Annotated in this window: 18 protein-coding genes; 3 read left to right on the top strand and 15 right to left on the bottom strand. The window is 55.3% G+C overall.

Annotation, left to right across the window (positions count from 1 at the left end; genetic code table 11):
* Positions 1–3 precede the first annotated feature (3 nt).
* From clpS to ACYQ15_RS04380, 4 genes are all read right to left on the bottom strand, one after another.
* Positions 4–318: an ATP-dependent Clp protease adapter ClpS gene (gene clpS / locus ACYQ15_RS04395; RefSeq protein WP_459936308.1), complete on the bottom strand. Its 315-nt coding sequence runs from the start codon at positions 316–318 to the stop codon at positions 4–6.
* 260 nt (positions 319–578) lie between these two features.
* Entirely contained in the window at positions 579–1934 is a 1356-nt protein-coding gene (locus tag ACYQ15_RS04390; protein WP_459936307.1) for a tetratricopeptide repeat protein, read from the bottom strand.
* Positions 1935–2080: 146 nt separating this feature from the next.
* Positions 2081–3817, bottom strand: a complete 1737-nt coding sequence (locus tag ACYQ15_RS04385; RefSeq protein ID WP_459936306.1) for a hypothetical protein — start codon at positions 3815–3817, stop codon at positions 2081–2083.
* A gap of 65 nt (positions 3818–3882) precedes the next feature.
* Positions 3883–4431, bottom strand: a complete 549-nt coding sequence (locus ACYQ15_RS04380) for a hypothetical protein (RefSeq protein ID WP_459935726.1) — start codon at positions 4429–4431, stop codon at positions 3883–3885.
* Between the two features lie 632 nt (positions 4432–5063).
* Here ACYQ15_RS04380 and ACYQ15_RS04375 point away from each other — a divergent pair.
* A complete protein-coding gene (locus ACYQ15_RS04375) occupies positions 5064–5654 on the top strand; it encodes a class IV adenylate cyclase (RefSeq protein ID WP_459936305.1) in 591 nt (196 codons plus the stop codon).
* Between the two features lie 18 nt (positions 5655–5672).
* Here ACYQ15_RS04375 and ACYQ15_RS04370 read toward each other — a convergent pair whose 3' ends face one another.
* The 4 genes from ACYQ15_RS04370 to ACYQ15_RS04355 form a co-directional block, all read right to left on the bottom strand.
* On the bottom strand, positions 5673–6734 hold the full coding sequence (locus ACYQ15_RS04370; protein WP_459936304.1) for a protein-glutamate methylesterase/protein-glutamine glutaminase: 1062 nt from the start codon (positions 6732–6734) through the stop codon (positions 5673–5675).
* Between the two features lie 256 nt (positions 6735–6990).
* A complete protein-coding gene (locus tag ACYQ15_RS04365) occupies positions 6991–7509 on the bottom strand; it encodes a chemotaxis protein CheD (RefSeq protein ID WP_459936303.1) in 519 nt (172 codons plus the stop codon).
* Between the two features lie 94 nt (positions 7510–7603).
* Entirely contained in the window at positions 7604–8344 is a 741-nt protein-coding gene (locus ACYQ15_RS04360) for a protein phosphatase CheZ (protein WP_459936302.1), read from the bottom strand.
* A 471-nt stretch (positions 8345–8815) separates the two neighbouring features.
* Complete coding sequence (locus ACYQ15_RS04355; RefSeq protein WP_459936301.1) at positions 8816–9493, bottom strand: TIGR04211 family SH3 domain-containing protein; 678 nt, start codon at positions 9491–9493, stop codon at positions 8816–8818.
* A 151-nt stretch (positions 9494–9644) separates the two neighbouring features.
* On the opposite strand from ACYQ15_RS04355, the gene ACYQ15_RS04350 reads away from it, so the two are divergent.
* Both ACYQ15_RS04350 and ACYQ15_RS04345 read left to right on the top strand, forming a co-directional pair.
* Positions 9645–9839, top strand: a complete 195-nt coding sequence (locus tag ACYQ15_RS04350) for a hypothetical protein (RefSeq protein ID WP_459936300.1) — start codon at positions 9645–9647, stop codon at positions 9837–9839.
* 229 nt (positions 9840–10068) lie between these two features.
* On the top strand, positions 10069–10269 hold the full coding sequence (locus tag ACYQ15_RS04345) for a hypothetical protein (protein WP_459936299.1): 201 nt from the start codon (positions 10069–10071) through the stop codon (positions 10267–10269).
* A 138-nt stretch (positions 10270–10407) separates the two neighbouring features.
* Here the strand turns inward: ACYQ15_RS04345 and ACYQ15_RS04340 are convergent, their stop codons facing one another.
* From ACYQ15_RS04340 to ACYQ15_RS04310, 7 genes are all read right to left on the bottom strand, one after another.
* Positions 10408–10533 (bottom strand): hypothetical protein, encoded by a 126-nt coding sequence (locus ACYQ15_RS04340; RefSeq protein WP_459936298.1) that lies wholly within the window; start codon positions 10531–10533, stop codon positions 10408–10410.
* A gap of 72 nt (positions 10534–10605) precedes the next feature.
* The gene (locus tag ACYQ15_RS04335; RefSeq protein WP_459936297.1) at positions 10606–11247 is read right to left on the bottom strand and encodes an ABC-type transport auxiliary lipoprotein family protein; all 642 of its coding nucleotides are present in this window, start codon (positions 11245–11247) and stop codon (positions 10606–10608) included.
* A 10-nt stretch (positions 11248–11257) separates the two neighbouring features.
* Positions 11258–12385, bottom strand: a complete 1128-nt coding sequence (locus tag ACYQ15_RS04330; RefSeq protein WP_459936296.1) for an MlaD family protein — start codon at positions 12383–12385, stop codon at positions 11258–11260.
* A complete protein-coding gene (locus ACYQ15_RS04325; RefSeq protein ID WP_459936295.1) occupies positions 12382–13209 on the bottom strand; it encodes an ABC transporter ATP-binding protein in 828 nt (275 codons plus the stop codon). Before ACYQ15_RS04325 ends, ACYQ15_RS04330 begins: the two co-directional genes overlap by 4 nt.
* A complete protein-coding gene (locus tag ACYQ15_RS04320) occupies positions 13193–14332 on the bottom strand; it encodes an ABC transporter permease (protein WP_459936294.1) in 1140 nt (379 codons plus the stop codon). The genes ACYQ15_RS04325 and ACYQ15_RS04320 overlap by 17 nt, the downstream gene beginning before the upstream one ends.
* A gap of 129 nt (positions 14333–14461) precedes the next feature.
* Complete coding sequence (locus tag ACYQ15_RS04315; RefSeq protein WP_459936293.1) at positions 14462–17188, bottom strand: hybrid sensor histidine kinase/response regulator; 2727 nt, start codon at positions 17186–17188, stop codon at positions 14462–14464.
* Complete coding sequence (locus ACYQ15_RS04310; RefSeq protein WP_459936292.1) at positions 17185–18477, bottom strand: branched-chain amino acid ABC transporter substrate-binding protein; 1293 nt, start codon at positions 18475–18477, stop codon at positions 17185–17187. The genes ACYQ15_RS04315 and ACYQ15_RS04310 overlap by 4 nt, the downstream gene beginning before the upstream one ends.
* Positions 18478–18479 lie beyond the last annotated feature (2 nt).

Here is an 18479-nt window from a genome sequence, read left to right as displayed (position 1 = left end):
ATTTTATACCTCTTCCATGGTGCATTTCAATGGAAAACCCCTTTTCCGCGCCATGTGATGAACCATGGCCACCTTGGCTTCGGCGATCTCCGCGGTGTAGATTCCGCATATTCCCACGCCCTCCTGGTGCACCTTGAGCATCACCATGGACGCTTCGCTTTCGGACTTGCCGAAGACCGTTTTCAAGACATGCACGACAAATTCCATGGTCGTATAATCGTCATTGTGGAGCAGCACCTTGTAGCGCTTGGGCTGTTCCAGGAGATCCTCTACCTGCAAGTCGCCCTCTATACGAGGGTCGCTGATTTCTGCGGACAAGGGTTGTTCCTTATTTTTTTCGCGCCAATTGCGCCAGTTGCTTCCGAGAGAAAATGGCATTCACGAGAACAAACAAATTCGCAACACCGCGACCAGAATCTTTTCGTTGATTTCGCGGCCCAACCGGAACAAGCTGATCAGCGTCGCGCACTACATGTTCGATTCCTGACTCAGTCAAACATGCGCGACCGTAAAATCATCGTCAACCCCGACCTGTTCCGAATTCACAATGACAACCTTGCTCACGAGCTACCCTGCAGCTAACTAACATCGGAGATGCGCTTGTCAATTCCGGGAAAATCGGGCTTCAGCTCCTTGACCCGCTGGAACATAGCGAGAGCCTTGTCCCGTTTATTCAACTGCTGCATCACCACCCCGATGTTGTAGGTGGTTACGTCATTTCCAAGTATCCCGGCTTGATTGATTTTCATCGCTTTTTCAAAGGCATCGTGAGCATCCCAGTACCGACCGCCTTCCATGTACGCCATGCCGATATTATAATGAATGACTTCAGTGTCGTTGGCAACATTAAGGACCTTCTTGAATTCCTTGACGGCCTGCTCCCATTTGCCCTGTTTGCGCAAAGCGATTCCCAGGCGGTTGAAAACGTGGACATCCGACTGGGAGAGCGATGATTTGCCGTCCAGGATTTCCCGAAAATACCTTTCGGCCATTCCCGCGTCCTTTTTCAGACAGGCTTCAGCCACGGTCAACTTGACCTGGTCGATCATGTCCCTGGCCTGTTTGGTGGAAATTTTCACGGCTTCCTGGAAATAATCCTGGGCCGTATCCAGGTTGCCTTGATCGAGATGCAATTCTCCAATCTCGATTTTTCGGTCCATGTTCATGGGGCTCAAGCGTTCCAGTTTTTCCAGGTAGGCCAACTGGGACGACACGTCCTGCTTTTGACGAAAAAACTCGACAATCTTTTTCAGGGGTTCAAGGTACATCTTTGCATATTCGGCTGCCTCCAGATAGCTCTGCAAGGCTTCCTCATCCCGGCCCATCCGCAGGTAGGCGTCTCCCTGGATCATCAATGCCGCCGAACTGTTGGGCTTGATTTCAAGGAGTTTGTCCGCCGTTTCGAGCGCCTTCTGGTACTCCCCGTTCTGGACCAGTTCCTTGCCCAGCCCCACCAGCTTGGGCAACTGCCCCTGGGGCCGAATGGTCAGCGCGATCTTTTCAATCAATGTGTTCACGGAAACCGGTTTGACAATAAAATTGTCCGCTCCTATTTCGTGCAAGTACACGAGCAGATTTCGATCGGTCTCCGTGGTCATCAAGATGATCGACGCCTCAGGGTAGGTTGTCTTCAGAAATTTGATCAACTGATTGTTGCTACGGTTGTCCACGACCCGCTCAATGAAAAAAAGAATTTTGCCCCTGAGTTCGATGATCCGCCGCGCCTCCTTGAGCATTTCATTCTCACGCATGGCGAAGCGCAGGCAGTCTCCCTTCAGTTGCAGATGGCTGGAAAAAGTATTGCGAAGAATCTTCGCGGCAATGGCGTCATCCGTGTAGATGAGGCTGACACCGCGCTCATCCTGGACGAACTGCTTGATGATGACCTCATACTTCTTGACCTGCTGCAACGCGACTAACTGCTTGTCATACATTCATCGGCTCCATGTCACTTTCGGTTCACGCAAGGCGGTTGACGAGGCAAGAAAACTTTGGACCGCACATCATGAGTTTCCACAGCAAAAACAAGTGTAACTGCACAAAAAGATCGGGCGAAGAGTTTTTTCTATGGTTACAAAATTCAGTTGGATTGACTGTCTTGAGCTGATTTCGTTTTCATGAACAACTCGAGGATCTGTTGTGGTAACCCTTGCTTTTTGATGATTGCACGCCCACCAGGGAGTATCCGGTCGGTGTCTCCGTTTGAACTGTTGCTGTCCTTTTCGTCCTCGTACCTGATACTGGCAAAGAGTTCCTCCAGGCTGTCTTTTCCGTTGAGAAGCACTTCCATGTATGCGGGATTGTCCAGGTTTTTGACAAGCGGAGTATCGGCGATCATCGCCTGTAGTGTTCTTCGCATGGAATTGTTGCCGGTTTTGCGGCGATGGCCTCTTCTCAGGCCGCGGAATAAGCGTTCGAGAATGTTATTGGTCCGCTGAGGGTAGATTGTGACAAAGCCTTGCGGACTGGCTACCATAATGGGGTCGGCAAAGAGCTTTTTACCGTATTTATCAATTTGTTGCTCCATTTTGAGGCAAAGCTGGTCATCAGCCAAACGGCTTTCCTTTTGGAGCCTATGTCGGAACTTTTCAACACCCTGGCGGATGGTTGACATGGCTTCAGACGAACCGTCATCGTTGAGGCCGTTATTTTCGTCCGGCGTGGCAATGCGCATGGCGTTGCGCAGATCGTCAAACACTTCGACGCGCCATCGCAGTTCTGTCGTTGCCTGGACCAATTCGGGATCATTGGCGATGTTGGATATCTTTTTTGCCAAGACGCGCAGAGGTTTGTGGTTATCTTCAAGGCCGCAGGGGTGTTCAAGGAGCCTGGGCAAATACCGGTCTAATTCAAGCATTCGCTCAGTAAACTCCAGCAACGGACGATCAAAGGGAAAGCCATATCCGTTGCCGTTGTTTTTGCCCTGCAAGGCCCATAGCGCCAGAGAATACGCGGACAAAGACGGCAGCATTTCGACATTATGGGGCGGAGTTTTTGTATTCACTGCATCAACCAGCAAGGGTAAATCAGGGCTTTGCCCCAGCGATTGCCGTATTTGCCGAATGAGTGCTCGCAGGTTGGTAGTCGCTGCAAATGATTTCAGGCGGTTTCTCAATCGCGAGTATGCCGGTTCCAGGAAGTCTTTGCCGGCATCACGCAGAAAGTGGAAATGGCAGATGAAGTCGGCAATGCCGGGGAAGGTTTCGTTGACCGCCTTGCAAATGCCGGTGCCCATGTCATGGACGCAGGCAACCGGCGTACCATACGTGTCTTGAATGTTCTTCAGGAACGGTTTGATGTGGACGGCGTTTTCGCTGGGTGCTTTGATGTTGCCCAGAACAAATTGACTCAGACTGTCCAGGCCGCTGAACAAGGTTGGCGCATCTCCTTCATGGGCGGCGTCCAGGTGGAGGACATATCCGCCGGCCATCCGCATTTTCTGGCGGATGCAGGGCGCGGCTTGGGCATGAGCAAGGGCCAGATACTTGATGAACTTGCGGCCCAGGTAGTCGATCTCTGAGAGGCTGATGTGCGTGTTGCGCATTTTCAGTTCAGTTTGCACTTCGTCGAGTGTGCGGAAGTTTCTGAACAGAGCCTGGCCGACAAAGACCAAGACGTCATAGGCCACGTTGCATCGAGTCGGCACCATTCGGAGCAGCGTTTCGGAGCCCATGGCTCGTGAGCATTGAGGGCAGTTAAGTACGGTTTCATGTGCGATGAATGGTCCGGCCATGCTGTAAACAACTTTTCTGCGCGTTTTCTGGACAAGTCGCGGATGGGTGCATGTGCAGTTTTCCTGCTCCGGAACAAAAGACACCACTGGCGGTTTTGGGAATAATGCCGCCGGGGATATTTCCCGTTGCAGAAGCGCCTGACATCGTTTCAACGCCTCGATTGCTTGCGGGCCGTAGTTTCTGGAGTTTTTTTTAACCCGTGCTGCGCAAACAGCTTTTCGATCTGGGCTGCTTTGATGCTCACATGCCTTGTGCGCTTTATATGCATTGCCAGTTCCTCGAAGCTGAGATTGGGGGACCGGATGAATTCCGCCAAGACGAAAACCGCGATCTCGGCAGGAAGCAATTCCGATGGCATGGCCCGATTTGCCGCGGATTGGCGTTGCTTGTCGGCAGTGGTCATATCCTGGGAAAAATAGACGAAAGAACGTCCAATTTTGTCCCGCTGCAACCGCCCCTGCCTGCACAACTGGACAAGCACCGAATGACATCGACAACGCAGTATTTCTCCCAAGGCCTCGGCAGTAATTCCCTTGGGGCTGCGATTGACCAGCCTGACAAGGGTTTTGTTGAGATTGCCTACCCTGGAAAAGCCGATGTCGTCCGAAAACCATAACCCGTCGTGGCCGAACTTGGGAATGCTTTTCAGAGTGTACCATTTGCCATTGTGGGAAAAGCTTCTGTGGTATCCAACCACGCTCAAAAAACGCCGTGTAGAGGGAACTGAGTAGTTGAGTCGAGTTGCAAGGGGTTCGATTTGCCAGCATGGTTGTTCCGAGAAGGGAGGGGCAAGCTTTTGATCTGGCGATAGACAAGAAGACATGTTGGCCTCCTGGTAAAGTATTGCATATCGTAGCGAGAGGGATAGCATCATGCAATACTTTGTCAAATTTCAAGCCAACAAGCTGGATCACGATCGAATTGCCCCCACCTCAAAAACCAATTAAATCATCATTGATTTTAAATAATTGTTTGCAAATTATTAAAAAGGTCGCCGCTCGCGCTTTGGTGAATCACTAAACAATAAGATGAGAAAGTATAGCACAGCTTGCCGCCTAACATACTGAAATTTAACGATCCAACCGTATATTGTAATCATAGAGTTTTTTTGTTCCCATCGACGCGGGTGTTTCGTGACCAAGCTACAGGGCAATATTTCAGCCGGAACTTTACCCTTTGTGCGTTACACCGTATGCCGCACTGGGGTGCGGCGCTCCCAGGACTTATCCTGTTCATTGCCAGAAGTTTTTGAGCAGTTACAAACAAGTCAAAACGGCCTTCGGCATGTAAGTGGCTTTCCTATAGTCTTCCTCGTTCAAAGGAGCGGTTGTGGCATTGGAAATTGAACAAAAATTTCTGGAACCGGACATGGATTTGCTCACGGAGCGGCTCACAAGAGAGGGAGCGGCGTTTTGCTCCCAGGGGTTTGAAGACAATCTCATTTTCGACAAGCCTGACAGGTTGCTGCGCAGCCAAAACATCCTCCTTCGCCTCCGCCATGCGGGAGAAGTCGTTTTGACCTTGAAAATGAAGCCTGAATCCCCCGCGGCGGATGATCCACGATACAAGATCCTGAAAGAAATCGAGACAACAGTGGGCGACATGGCCGCACTACGGAAAATTCTTGAACTTCTCGGTTATGTTGTTGTATTTCGGTACCAGAAATACAGGGTCATCTGGCAGTGGGAATCCTGCATCATTTGCCTGGACACCTTGCCCTTCGCTCAAGTGGTGGAATTGGAGGGAACGCCGGAATCCATCCAACGGACCGCGCAACATTTCGGTCTCGACAAATTGCAATCATCCACCCTCAATTATCTGCAACTCTACCGGACGCACCAACAATCACTGGGCTTGCCCGTAGAGGATAGGTTTCTTTTCACCAAGACGCAACGGGATGCCCTCATGGAAGTCCGTTGAAAGACCGCCGGCAAAAAATCAGCTCATGCGCAGAATTTCCCCGGCCAGACCGCCCAGGGGCAGCACCTTGCGCACTCCGCCTTTTTTGATGGCCTCATGGGGCATCCCGAACACGACGCAGGTTTGTTCGTCCTGGGCCACGGTATGGGCCCCGGCGTCGAACATCTCGCGCATACCCTTGGCTCCATCGTCCCCCATTCCGGTCATGATCACCCCCACGGCATTGGCCCCGGCATAGCGGGCCGCCGACCGGAACAGGACATCCACCGAGGGACGGTGCCGGGAGACCAGCGGACCGTCCTTGATCTCCACATAGTATCTCGCCCCACTGCGCTTGAGCAGACAATGGCGATTCCCCGGGGCGATGAGCGCCTGCCCGCGCAGCATCGTATCGCCATCCACGGCCTCGCGGACGGTTATTCGGCAGATGCCGTCCAGTCGCTTGGCAAAAGCCGCGGTGAAGTTTTCCGGCATATGCTGCACCACGGCGATGGCCGGACAATCCATGGGCAAAGACTGCAGCAGAATGCGCAAGGCCTCGGTTCCTCCGGTGGACGCCCCCACCACGACGACTTTTTCCGTTGTCTTGACCATGGCCTTGCGGGCAGGCGACATGGGGATGACGGCATCGGCGTTCAACTTTGGCTTTACCTGGATGGAGGAATAGGGTTTCAGCTTGGCGCTGGCCGCGGCCTTGACCGCATCGCAGATTCTGATTCGAGACTCCTCGAAGAATTTTTTCGTGCCGACCTTGGGCTTCTGGATGATCTCCATGGCTCCATATTCCAGAGCCTTGAGAGTGGTTTCCGCGCCCTGCTCGGTGAGGGTGGAACAGATGATCACCGGAATCGGATGCTGGGTCATGATCTTGCGCAGGAAGGTCAGGCCGTCCATGCGCGGCATTTCCACGTCCAGGGTCATCACATCCGGGACGATTTCCTTCATCCGCTCCACCGCGGCATAGGGATCACCCACCGCCCCGATGACCTCGATCCCCGGATCCGAAGTCAAAAGCTCGATCAGGGTTTGGCGGACCAGGGCCGAATCATCAACGACCAGTACTTTGATTTTTGATTTCACGATTGCGCTCTCTTTGGCTCAAATGTGACGGCCGGAGGACGTGGGCCGGTGTGGCGTATCAAGGTCCACGGAGTAAATGAATAAAATCCAGGCATTATTGTCTGGATCGAAATCGCAATCGAAATCGCAATCGGCATCGAATACCTATTTGTTTTTTTCGATTGCGATTTCGATTGCGATCCGGAGCATGCACTGGCTATTCCATCTTATTGCAGTACGCATTGTTCGCGATGGACGCAGCCGGGATCAGCCAGAACTAATCCGAAAACAGGGTTCGTTGAATGCGCTTGACCCAGACTTCCCCCGTATCACTTAAGAAATACAACTTGCGTCCCAGCGCCCCCCCCACATCCGAGGCCATGATCCGCAAGCCGGCTTTTTCCAGTTCAACAATAGCCGTTCGGACGTTTTTCCGGCCGACACTGTTCGCCACCGAACCTGTCCCGCCGGAAAAGCCGAACAATTCGGCGCCGCCGAAAACCTTGATCTGAATGTCCCTGCGCCGGCCGCCATTGCGTTCCACGGCCAGGAGGATTCGTTGAATGGACTGATCCACAAACCGGCAGGGCTGAGTGGTTGACGCTCCCTCGTCATTGGCCGGCGAGTCCGGAAGCAGGGCATGGAAAATGCCCCCCAGGCGGATCATGGGTTCAAAAAAAGAAACAGCGACGCAGGATCCGAGAACGGTACAGACCAATGTCGGCTCCCTGGAGAGAAAGCATTCGCCGATCTGGAGATGAAAGACCGGATAATTGGCAAAATGCGCGGAATTCATTGCGTGACACAGCTCCGTAGGAACGCGATTCCGGCGATGCCCGGATTCAGATCCGGATTAATTGGCGGATAATACATGGAACAGAACACAGTAGTCAGTCCAGCCCAAGCTGCGCCAACAGATCGTCGACGTCCTGCTGGTTGGCATCGGTCTGCGGCCCCTTGAGTTCGGAAACCTTCTGTTGGGCCTCGGTATTCAATGTCTGGATATCCCTGTTCGGGTCCTCATTCAGCCCCTTGATCTTCAATCCCGTCGACACGAACAGATCCAGGGTAATCCGCTCAACCTGCTTGATGGCCGCAATGATTTTTTTGATCCGCTGGCCGGTCAGGTCCTGAAAGGAGAGGGCCGTCATGATCCGCATGAAATCATCGCTGAGCTGCTGATTCGTCGCGATCAGGGCGTTGACGTCCGCGGCCCGGGCGCCTCCGCTGCGAAATCGTTCCAGGATGGCGGTCATCTCGGCCTGAAGTTCCATCTGGTTTTCCACGATGTCCATGACCTGGACCGCGGCCTGTTCCGTGGCGATCAGGATCTCGTCCAGCTGGTCCGAGGCTTCCGAGATCAGCGATGAGGTCTGAGACCCGTCATCGGCCGTGGATAAGGACTGGCCGTCATGCTTTTTGGCATGGGAGATTTCCTTGTAGATCTGCTTCAATCCATCCTGGAGTTCGGAATTCATGATCCGGTAGAACTCGCCCTGCATCATGGCCCGGGTGATGTTCTGCTTCAGCTCGGCTTCCAGAGCCTGCACCATGGACTTGCGCAATTCCTCGGCGATCTTGCCGGAAATTCTGTCCATGACTCGATCGATCAGTTCGTTGTTGTTGAGCATGACGTTCCTTGTCGGTGAGCACTCCCTGGTGGAGATTTCGCCGGATGAAGAGAAAATGGAGTCGACTCGAACCTATGCGGCAAAAATTGACAACGACTCAGTACTTTCAGGATAAGACCGGAGTGTTCCGGCTTGTCTCGATTTTTCGGCATCGCCTGTCCGACTGAGCCAGGATTCGTTCATCGAACCATTACTCAACGCCCGAAGCGCCGGATGTGGTTTGTTCGAGCAATGGTTCAATGTTGCCAAGCCGACGAGGGCGAGAGAGTTACGATGCCAAAAAAACGAGACAGTCCGGAACGAAGCTGAACAGTTTCAAAAACCGAAAAGAAAACCTGGATAGCGATTGCGCCGGAGTTCACCGGTGTGCCTGATGTGGAAACGGCTTGCTGCGACACGTCCTTGCGGCAATGTCGGAAATCAGTGCAGGTGAACGACCAAATAATGAGTGTGCTGGATAGTTTCGTCGATTCAGGTGTACTGCAACGTGTTCCGGCGCCTGCCCTGCATGCGTCCGGTGATCACCCCGGCCAGCCAGGCGACCAGAAAAACCGCGCCGCCACTAAGAAACCAGTAAAAGCGATCCAGTTTTTTCATCCGGCTGTTGTCCTGGCGCAACGCTTCGGCTTCAGCCTGTACCGCGGCCAGTTCCACGGCCATCAGGTCGTAGCGTTCTCGCAGATCAAGAACATTGGCGGCATCCTGCCGCAGGGCGGCATGTTCCCGGTCCAGACTTACAAGATTGTTTGATGTGGTGGACAGAACCTCCATCAGGTTCTTGTTGACTTCCTCCAGTTCGGCGATGCGGCCCAGGGCACCGCTGGACGCGGCATGCAGCGCGTCGAATTTCTCGCGTAGGGTCTGGTATTTCAGGCTCACCGGCACTTCCTCGCTGGTAAATCGCTTCAGCACCCAGCCCTCGACATTATTTGGCCCGCGTACCCGAAGCCAGCCGTCCCGTTCCTCCAGCAACTCCATTTTCGCACCGGCGGGCAACATGCTGAGGATGCGATGCCCCGTGGACGGGCCATTCCGTTTTGAAATTTCCCGCACATCCGACACATAGACTGTTTCCGCTTCAGCTTTTGAAGCACAGACTGTCATGACCAGCAAGACGATGATCAAGGTAAGATGACATGCTTTCAACATTAAAAAATTCGAACCTCTGATTATGTCATTGATAGCGCCGCACATGTTCCTTGCACTCAAAAAGCAACGTAACTACTCAGTTTCGTTCCGGCTTGTCTCGATTTTTCGGCATCGCAACTCCTTCGCCGGCTTCGTAACATCGAACCACTGCATGAATAAACATCATTATGTGCTTCATGCGTCCGGCAATGGTTCGATGAACGAATCCTGGCTCAGTCAGACAGGCGATGCCAAAAAATCGAGACAAGCCGGAACAATCCAGATCTTGTTGCAGAATGTGCTGAGTGGTTACAAAGCAACAAAGGCGATGCAAGAGCATGACGAACATGACTCCTCAAGTTGTTAGCCTTGTTTCGGCTCTACCGCAACTCCGTCACCTCTCTATCTCGACGCCCGTCCGGAATGTTCAGCCATTCAGGCAACAATGTGCTGGGCACTTGTCGCATGAGTTACCGTTGCTGATGGATGACGGATATGGATTCAGCCGTCCCTGGATCCATAGAAATTGTTGCAGGTCCAGGTCAAGGCCAGGGCGAACAATGCCGCGGCCAGGCCGATTCCGGCGTCATAATAGGATGAGCCGCCAGAGACAGGCGCAACAGCAATATGGAAACGGCGTATCCGGAATTGCGCAGAACGGCATGGAATATCGGCAAAAAACGGTGCCAAACGTGCACCAGGAGAATGTCGCTGAAGATCAGCACGGTACAGAAGGTGGCGAAAAAGGCGAATGTTCGTCTCTCAAAGAGAAATTCCCAGCCGCCATAGAGCCCTGATCCCGGAAATGCAACCAGCAATCCCCAAGGCGACAAGTTTTTTGGCGGCCATGAAGCGATATCTGGTCTCGCTGCGCATCAGTTCGCCGCGATGTTTCTGCTGTCGGTATCAGAATCCCAGGATAATTTCGATAACGATCAGGACGAGAGAAACAGAGTCACCAGGAGCGCCGTGACGATCTTGCGGTTGGTCTCGGACTCCCAGGCTTGAAGAAGGTCGAAAACGTGGGTGGCGGCGGCGTAGATCCGGTGAGTCATGACCATGCGCGACTGTTTCCTGGTCCGGATGAACCGCGGCAAAGCGGTAAAAGCACCGGCCGGGTTCGCCGACTTGACCTATCGTGGATTGTCCGAAGTGGCGGCCATGACCTCTCGCAGCCTGTCTTCAAGATCCATCAGGACATGCTCCAGGGCGTCGTTCCAGGCGCCGATCAGCGACTGGGTGGAATCATCCGGCAAATCCCGGACCTGACGATAGTTGTCCTGGAACACCATATCCATGGCGCCGAATTGATCCGACCTCAGAAGCAGGATCTGCATCGCCAGCACGGCCTGAGGGGAGCCGGTGCGATAATCCCGGTAGAGTTCCTGCACAACCCCTTCCAGGATCCAGTTAGATTCCTTCAGCCCGCCAAGATCCGTAACCAGGGTGAACATTCCGGAGCCCCTGAGCCATTGCCGGATCTGACTGGAAATCATCTCCCCGGGCAGCAGAAAAAACTGGTCATAAAAATCGCTCTCCACCCGTCCTCCGGAACGGATGGTCACGATCCCCCTGGCGTCATAGGCCGAAGCCACGCGGAAGGTGCGCACGGCCAAAACGCCCTTCGCGGTGATGGATTCGTCAAAAGGGATTTGGGGCCGCTCCACCTGCAGCATGTAGTGGCGTCGGTCCGGATCCGGGCGGGACAGGGTCGCGCACCCGGCAATGGTCAGGAGCAGCAGGCCAAGGACGAGAATCCGGTATCTTTCGGTCATGTCGCGACTCCTAGTTCCGGGAACCCCGCGGCGGTTCGCCGAAGAAAAGCCTGGAAGGATAATCCCTGGCGTCATCGGTGATCTCGCGCACGTTTTCGCTGGAACGTTCCAGGTTGTGCAACAGGGCGTCGATCTGCTCCAGTTGCGATGTCAAACGTATCTGCACCTGCCGCAGCATCTGCTGCAATTGAGCGAAGCTTTGCTGGGCGGTATCCGCGGCGGCCGAAAACTCATCAATCATCTCCGGAGCCAGGGTCATGGATCGCCGCAGGTCGGCCACGCCCAGCCGCAGGTCCTCCACCCCGCCCTCCTCGCTCTGGATCCAATGGTTCATCCCTTCGGCCATGGATCGCATCTCCCGGACGGTCTGGAAGATCTCGGCAAGAATGCCGTGCACGTCGGCCTCAACCTGCTCGTCGGCGTCCACGTCTCCAAGCAGCCGCGAAAAACGGGCGTTCGTCTGCCGCAATTCCTCGAGCAGTCCCACGACTTCGGAACTGATCAGGTCGGTTTGGATACTCTCGACCTTGCCCAGAACCATTAATACGAGGTCTTCCAGACGTTCGACGAACTCCTCGAGATTGACGGCCTCGATGTTCTTCAAGGTTCTGCTGACGGATTCAAAGGTTTCCTCGAACCGGGCTATGGTGCCTGGAGCCGAGGGTATGTATGGGCGGGCGGGCTGCCAGTTGATGGGCAGCGGGGGGGCCCGGAACGGGCTGGTGTAGTCCAGTTCCAGAAAGGCAGCACCGGTCAGTCCCTGGGGAGTGATGCGCACCCGCAGGCCGTTTCTGATTTCCTCGGCCAGCAGAACCGGGAACTCATCACGGGATACGTCGCCGAACTTGTCCGGCTGCAGCCCGATCTCCACCAGCACGTAACGGTGTCCCGCCTCAAAGGCTTCCGGATACTTGATGTACACGAAACTGATGTTCTGGATATTGCCCACCTGCACGCCGCGCATCTTGACCACCGAACCGATCTCCAGCCCCTGGGCCGACTCGTCCAGATACGTCTCCACGCCGATGTGCTCCGTCCAGAGTCTCCCGCCGCCCAGAACGATCAATGTTCCGATGATCAGCATCAGGGTGGACAGCACGAAAAGCCCGAGTTTGACGTAATTTGCCTGAGCGCTCATGAAGAAGCCTTGCTTGACGAATGATGTTGCCGTTCATGCCGTGCATGACGATGAAAAAAGTCCACCACCACCGGATCGGTGGCCGTATCCCGAAGTTCCCGGGGATCTCCCTGGGCCACGATGCCCCGCTTGCCCTTGTCCAGCATGATCACCCTGTCGGCAATGGCGAACACGCTGGCCAGCTCGTGGGTGACGATTACGAAAGTCATGTTCATGTTTCTGGCCAGTTCGAGGATCAGCTCGTCCAGTTCCGCGGAAGTCACGGGATCCAGGCCGGCGGAAGGTTCATCCAGAAAGAGGATGTGCGGATCCAGGGCCATGGCCCGGGCGATGGCCGCGCGCTTGACCATGCCGCCGCTGAGTTCCGATGTGGCATGGTGCTCGAAACCGTCCAACCCCACCTGGGCCAGCTTCATCCGGGCGATCTTTTCCCGCAGGGGCTCGGGAAGGTCCGTGCATTCCTCCAGCGGCAGCAGGATGTTTTCCAGAAGACTCAAGGAGCCGAACAGGGCTCCGGTCTGGTAGCTCACGCCGAAGCTGTGCAGGATGCGCATCCGTTCCTCGCCTTGTGCCGCGTGTACGTCGCGGCCCTCGATGAGAACCTGCCCTTGCATGGGCGTTTCCAGGCCGATCATCTGCTTGAGCAGCGTGCTTTTGCCGCATCCGGATCCGCCCAGCAGTACGAGGATCTCGCCGGGCAGAACGTCCAATGAGACGTCTTTCAGGATAACCGCATCCCCATATCCGGCGCGGAGGTCGCGGACCGAGATGATCGGCTCTTTCCCGGTCGATTCAGGCGATTCTTGATTAATAATTGAAGACATACTGTACCACCGCGAAAATGCCGTCCGCCACGGCAATCAGGATAATCCCGCTGACCACGGCGCTGGTAGTGGCCGCTCCCACGGCCCAGGCGCCGTGGCCGGTCTGGAGTCCGCGCACGCACCCGATCCAGCCGACCAGGATGCTGAACACGAACGCCTTGAACAAGCCGTTGAAGAGATCTCCCATGCCCACGGACATGGTCACCTGGGTCGTATAGGTGATCAGCGGGTAGCCCAGGGAAAGCATGACCACGGCTCCGCCGATCAGGCTGAACACGATGAACAGCATGGTCAGCAGCGGGGTCATGAACATGGCCGCCAGCATCCGGGGCACCACCAGCAGCCGGATGGGATCGAGGCCCATGGTGGTCAGGGCGTTGAGTTCCTCGTTGATCTTCATGGTCCCCAGCTCCGCGGCAAAGGAGGCCCCGGAACGGCCGGCCAGAATGATCGCCGTGACCAGCGGCCCCAGTTCCCGAATCATGGACAGCCCCAGCAGCCGGGCCACGTAGATCTCGGCTCCGAACATGCGCAGGGGCATGGCGGATTGGAAGGAGATGATCAGCCCCATCAGGAAGCCGATCAGGGCGATGATCAATACGGCGTTGGCGCCCACGGTCTCGCAGTTCAGCCAGAAGTCCCGCCAGCGTATGGATCCCGGATGACGCACAGCCCGGGCAAACCCCGCGGTGAACGCGCCGACGTACCCCACCAGTTCCCGAATGTCCTGATAGAACACCTCGGCTCCGCGGCCGACCTTTTCCAGGGTTCCGGTACGCCGCCGCGGAGCCGTGGCGGCCTGGGCTGATTCCCGAAAATGCTCCAACCGCGAATGCAGATCGGAACGCAGGCCGAGCAGCCGCAACTCTCCTCCCTGGGACTGAAGATGGTCTTTCAGTTCCGAAAACAAGGCCAGCCCGGAACTGTCCACATACTCCAGCCCGGAAACGTCCAGATCCAATGTCCTGGCTCGGCTTTTCCCCAAAGACTTTCGAATCTTTCGCCAGACCGCTCCAGTGGAACCCACATCCAGGTGTCCTCTCAGGACCATGGCCTGGGCGCCGGTCTCCGGCATTGTGCCATGGTCGTCCAGAACCGCGGAAGCGGAATGATCGGAGTTCACGGTTCGAAATCCGGCCTGGATTTGAGGGTGAATGAGTACAACAGGGAGGTTGAAGTGCTGTTTTTGATGGAAATGGTCATGGCAGTGAACTTTTCGATTTCGGTTGCGATTTGGATTATGCGGAATGATTTACGAATACGAGTTGAACGCGGTTTGCAGTGCTTTTTGGAGGGATTGGATGCTGAAGGGTTTCTGGAGAAAGGCTGTCGGACGATCTTCCGCAAAGCGCTGTTCGGTCTCCTGAGAGCTGTACCCGCTGCAGAGGATGACCGGAATACTCTTGTGGATTTTGCGCAACTCGGCAAACGTCGTCACGCCGTCCATGTTCGGCATCATCAAATCCAGAATAACGCAGCCGATATGCTCCTGATACTCCTTGAAAATCCGCACCCCTTCCTGCCCGTCCCCGGCGACCAGGACCGAATATCCAAGATGCTGCAACGCCTCCACGGACAATTCTCGAACCATTTCCTCGTCATCCACAACAAGCACCAACTCCGGGATCGTCTGACTCATTTCAGAACGGAGCGCCCCCTCCCCGTGCGGCGGTTCCTCATCATTTGGATTATTTCGGATCACCGCTTCATCCAGGGGGAAAAGAACCTCGAAGGTTGTCCCGGATCCAGGTGAACTCTCCACGATGATACCGCCGTGATGTCCCTGAATAATGCCGAGCACGGCGGACAAGCCCAGTCCTCGTCCGGTGAACTTGGTGCTGAAGAACGGATCGAACAGCCTGGACTGGACCTCATCGCTCATTCCGTCTCCCGTATCCTGGACCGAAAGCTGGACATGCCAGCCTGGATCAGGTTTTACCGTAGTGCGGGAACGTTGGACGCAACTCTCATCGCAATAGCGCACCCTGGTGGACAAGGTCATGGTTCCTGGATGATCCCCAATGGCCTCCGCGGCATTGGTGATCAGGTTCATGATCACCTGCTGGACCTGACCGGAATCGGCGCGAATCAGGGGCAGGGACGGTGCGAGATTCAGAACCAGTCGAATGTTTTTCGAGAGGGCGGTCCGGAAAATATGCACGTTGTCCTGGACCAGCTCATTGAGCATGAGAGGACGGACCTCAAAGCCTCCCTTGCCGGAGTAGGCCAGCATCTGCCGGGTCAAATCCGCTGCCCGCCGCGCGGCAGTATGGGCTCGCAGAATCCGATTCCGGGCCGGGTCCTTAAGGGACGGCAGAGTCAGCGCCAGCTCCATATTGCCCATCATTGCGGAAAGCAGATTATTGAAATCATGGGCTATGCCTCCCGCAAGCACCCCGAGGCTCTCCAGTTTCTGCGTATGCAGCAACTGGCGCTCCATGTCCAGCCGTTGCTCCTCCATCCGTTCACGTTCAGTCACGTCTTCCAGCAGGACCACGGTCTCTTGATGTTGGGTCCGGGAATATCGAATCTTGAGCACGCGCCCGCTGGTCAATCGCAGTTCATCCGATCCCTCTCCGCGGTGAAACATTTGCAGTTGGGCTTCCATCCAGGCCGAAGCCCTTTCCCCCTGGAACAACCCTTCGTCAATCACCGAGGAAAGACACTCCCGAAATGTTGCACCGGGTCGCAAAACATGTCCAGTGGGCGGCAGAAGCTTGATCACGTTCCGGTTGGCCGTGACCAAACCGCCACGCTTGTCGAAGAGGGCAAAACCTTCCTCAATGGATTCAATGCCTTGAAAGAGTCGGATCTGACTCATCTCGAAACGTTGCTGCAGATCGTGCATCAGGTTGCTGATCCGCTCGGCCATGGTATTGAAGGTTTCGGCCAGACGCCCGATCTCGTCGCTGGAACGCACAGTGGCCCGGGCCTGGAAATCGCCGCCCCGCAACCGGTCCGCGGCCAGGGCCAATGCCGCGAATTTGCGGGTTATGGAACGGTGCATGACCAGGGCCGTGGACATGCCCAGAGCCATGGCGAAAAGCACGGCCAGGAACAAAAGCAGCGTCGTGTTCAAGCGGGTCTTGTCGATGCCGTCCCTGGCCCGATCCACTTCCAGACGGGCCATGGTCGTCAATTGTTCGGATATCGGCATCAGCGCGTTGACCTGCAGGTCGAATTCCCGGAATTTGCCTTCCAGATGCCAGTCCAGTTCCAGGATTTGCGCAATGACATATTCAAGGGCCACAAGAATGTTCAAGAGATCCTGGCGGCTTACATCCGTCAGATTTTGTGTCGAGAGTATTGATTCCCGTAACGACTTCAAGACGTTCAGTGCGGACTGCATGTCCGGACGTTGCCGGGTTCCCAGGTAAAGATTCTGCCAGGTCTGGTATGTGCGGAACAGCAGCAGCAAATCGTTCGCCTGCAGCATCTCGATCCGTTCGACAAATATGTCGGAGAGAACAGCAAGATTGGTCTGGCGTCCAGTTTCCTGGCGGGCCAATTCGGAAACCAGAACCACGGCATCACCAAAGGTTCCGGCATAGCGTTCCGCGGCGGAAAGATAGAACTCCAGATGCAGGACAGCCTCCTGCAATTCAAGAGTGATGGCCGAATTATCCAGTTTATTGCGCAAGGAACCGGTCAGTTCGATTACTTTCCGAATCCGCTGCTTCGCCTGGTATCCAGAGGCTGCCATGGCCTGCTCAAACCCGATCCGCGGCCATTGCATGAAAAAGGCTCGTTCCAGTTGCCGGGCATGCTGCAATTCCCTGTCGATTTCCATGGTCAGTTCCCGGATCTCCGTACTCGTCAGGATTACGGACTCGACATGGTTCAGGGTCATGCGCAGGGCTATGGAACCGATAACCGCCGTGAAAAGGATCAGGAACATCATGAAGGCCATAACGGCCCCGAACTTGAACCCGATGGGCGCGCTTCGCCATCTCCGGACCACGGCTTTCTGGATCATCATTGACTGGCGGAGAAATTTTGTCGCTCCAGTGGAGCATGCACGGCGATAACGTTATTCAGCAGTTGTTCGAATTCCATGTCCTGGGACAATCTCACCAGTTTGAATCGCGGATTGCCGCAGTCGCCGAACTCGTTGCAGCTCAGCCTGCCGGTCAGTCCGGGAAAATCTTGGATTGAGGACAAGGTGGTACGCAGTCTTTGACGTTCGATACGCAACGAACCGTCCGGTTCGGGAAAGGAGGATTGTTCCAGGGCGTGCAGCAAGATGACCGCGGCATCATACCCATGGGCATGAAAATATCCCTGGGGACCTTCCCCGAATTTTCGGAAGTAGCGCTCCAGATAAGAGACATAGGCCGGGGTTTCCGCGCTGCCCGGAGCAATGAAAAACATCCCCTGACAAAGATCGCCGCAGATTTCGAGAAACGGTCGATTCAGGAGGCTGTCCGCGCTGAGCAGCGCCAACTTTTCAGATAAGGGATGGTTTCTGAGTGCCTGGATAAAATAATTGCCCTCACGGGAAAAGATGGGAAAGAAGACAAGTTCGGGCTGTTGGCCGACCAATGCCTGGACCAGGGGGGTCATGTTCCGGTCGCCGCGATTGATGGCTCCCACATAAACCACTTCGCCGCCCAGTTCTTGAAACGCCGCGACAAAGGCTTCAGACAATCCCATGGCATACGCATCCTGATCATGAACCGTGGCCGCACGACGAACCTCGAGAACATGATAGGCAAAGTGAGCGGCGGCAATGCCCTGGTATTCGTCATTGCTGGCGGTTCGAAAAAAACCCGGCTGACGGTGTTCGCCGGGCATACCGGATCGGGTCGTCAAAGAGGGGGCCGTGGCCGAACCGGAAACCAGAACCAGACCGGCTTCCGAAAGAATTCGCGCTGCCGGAATGGCCGCGCTGGAACAATTCGGGCCGTGGATGGCCACGATATTCCTGTCCGTGACGATTTTCTGGGCCGAAACAAGCCCCCCGGCGCGAGAGCATTGTTCATCCTCGGCGACCACGACAAGAGGATGGCCATGCAGCTTGCCCCCCCGCTCCGCGATGAGCATCTCAAGCGTCTGAAGATGCTCCCGGCTGATTCTTTCCTGAAGGCCGCTGAAGGTCTGCAAACTGACGATCTTCACCGGCGAGCCGGGTTCAATCCAGACGCACCCCAGTTCGTCGGCGCAGACGCTTCGCAAAGGCGCATCCGAGGCGCACCCGAAAGCCGTCAGCGTCAAAATGACAACGATCATCCGCAGTGCGAGTCGGAAAATTTTTCTATTTCGCGTCATGA

This window comes from Desulfonatronum parangueonense, from assembly GCF_054656975.1.
Note: the sequence above shows the minus strand (reverse complement) of the source record. Positions and strands in the feature narration are given on the sequence as shown.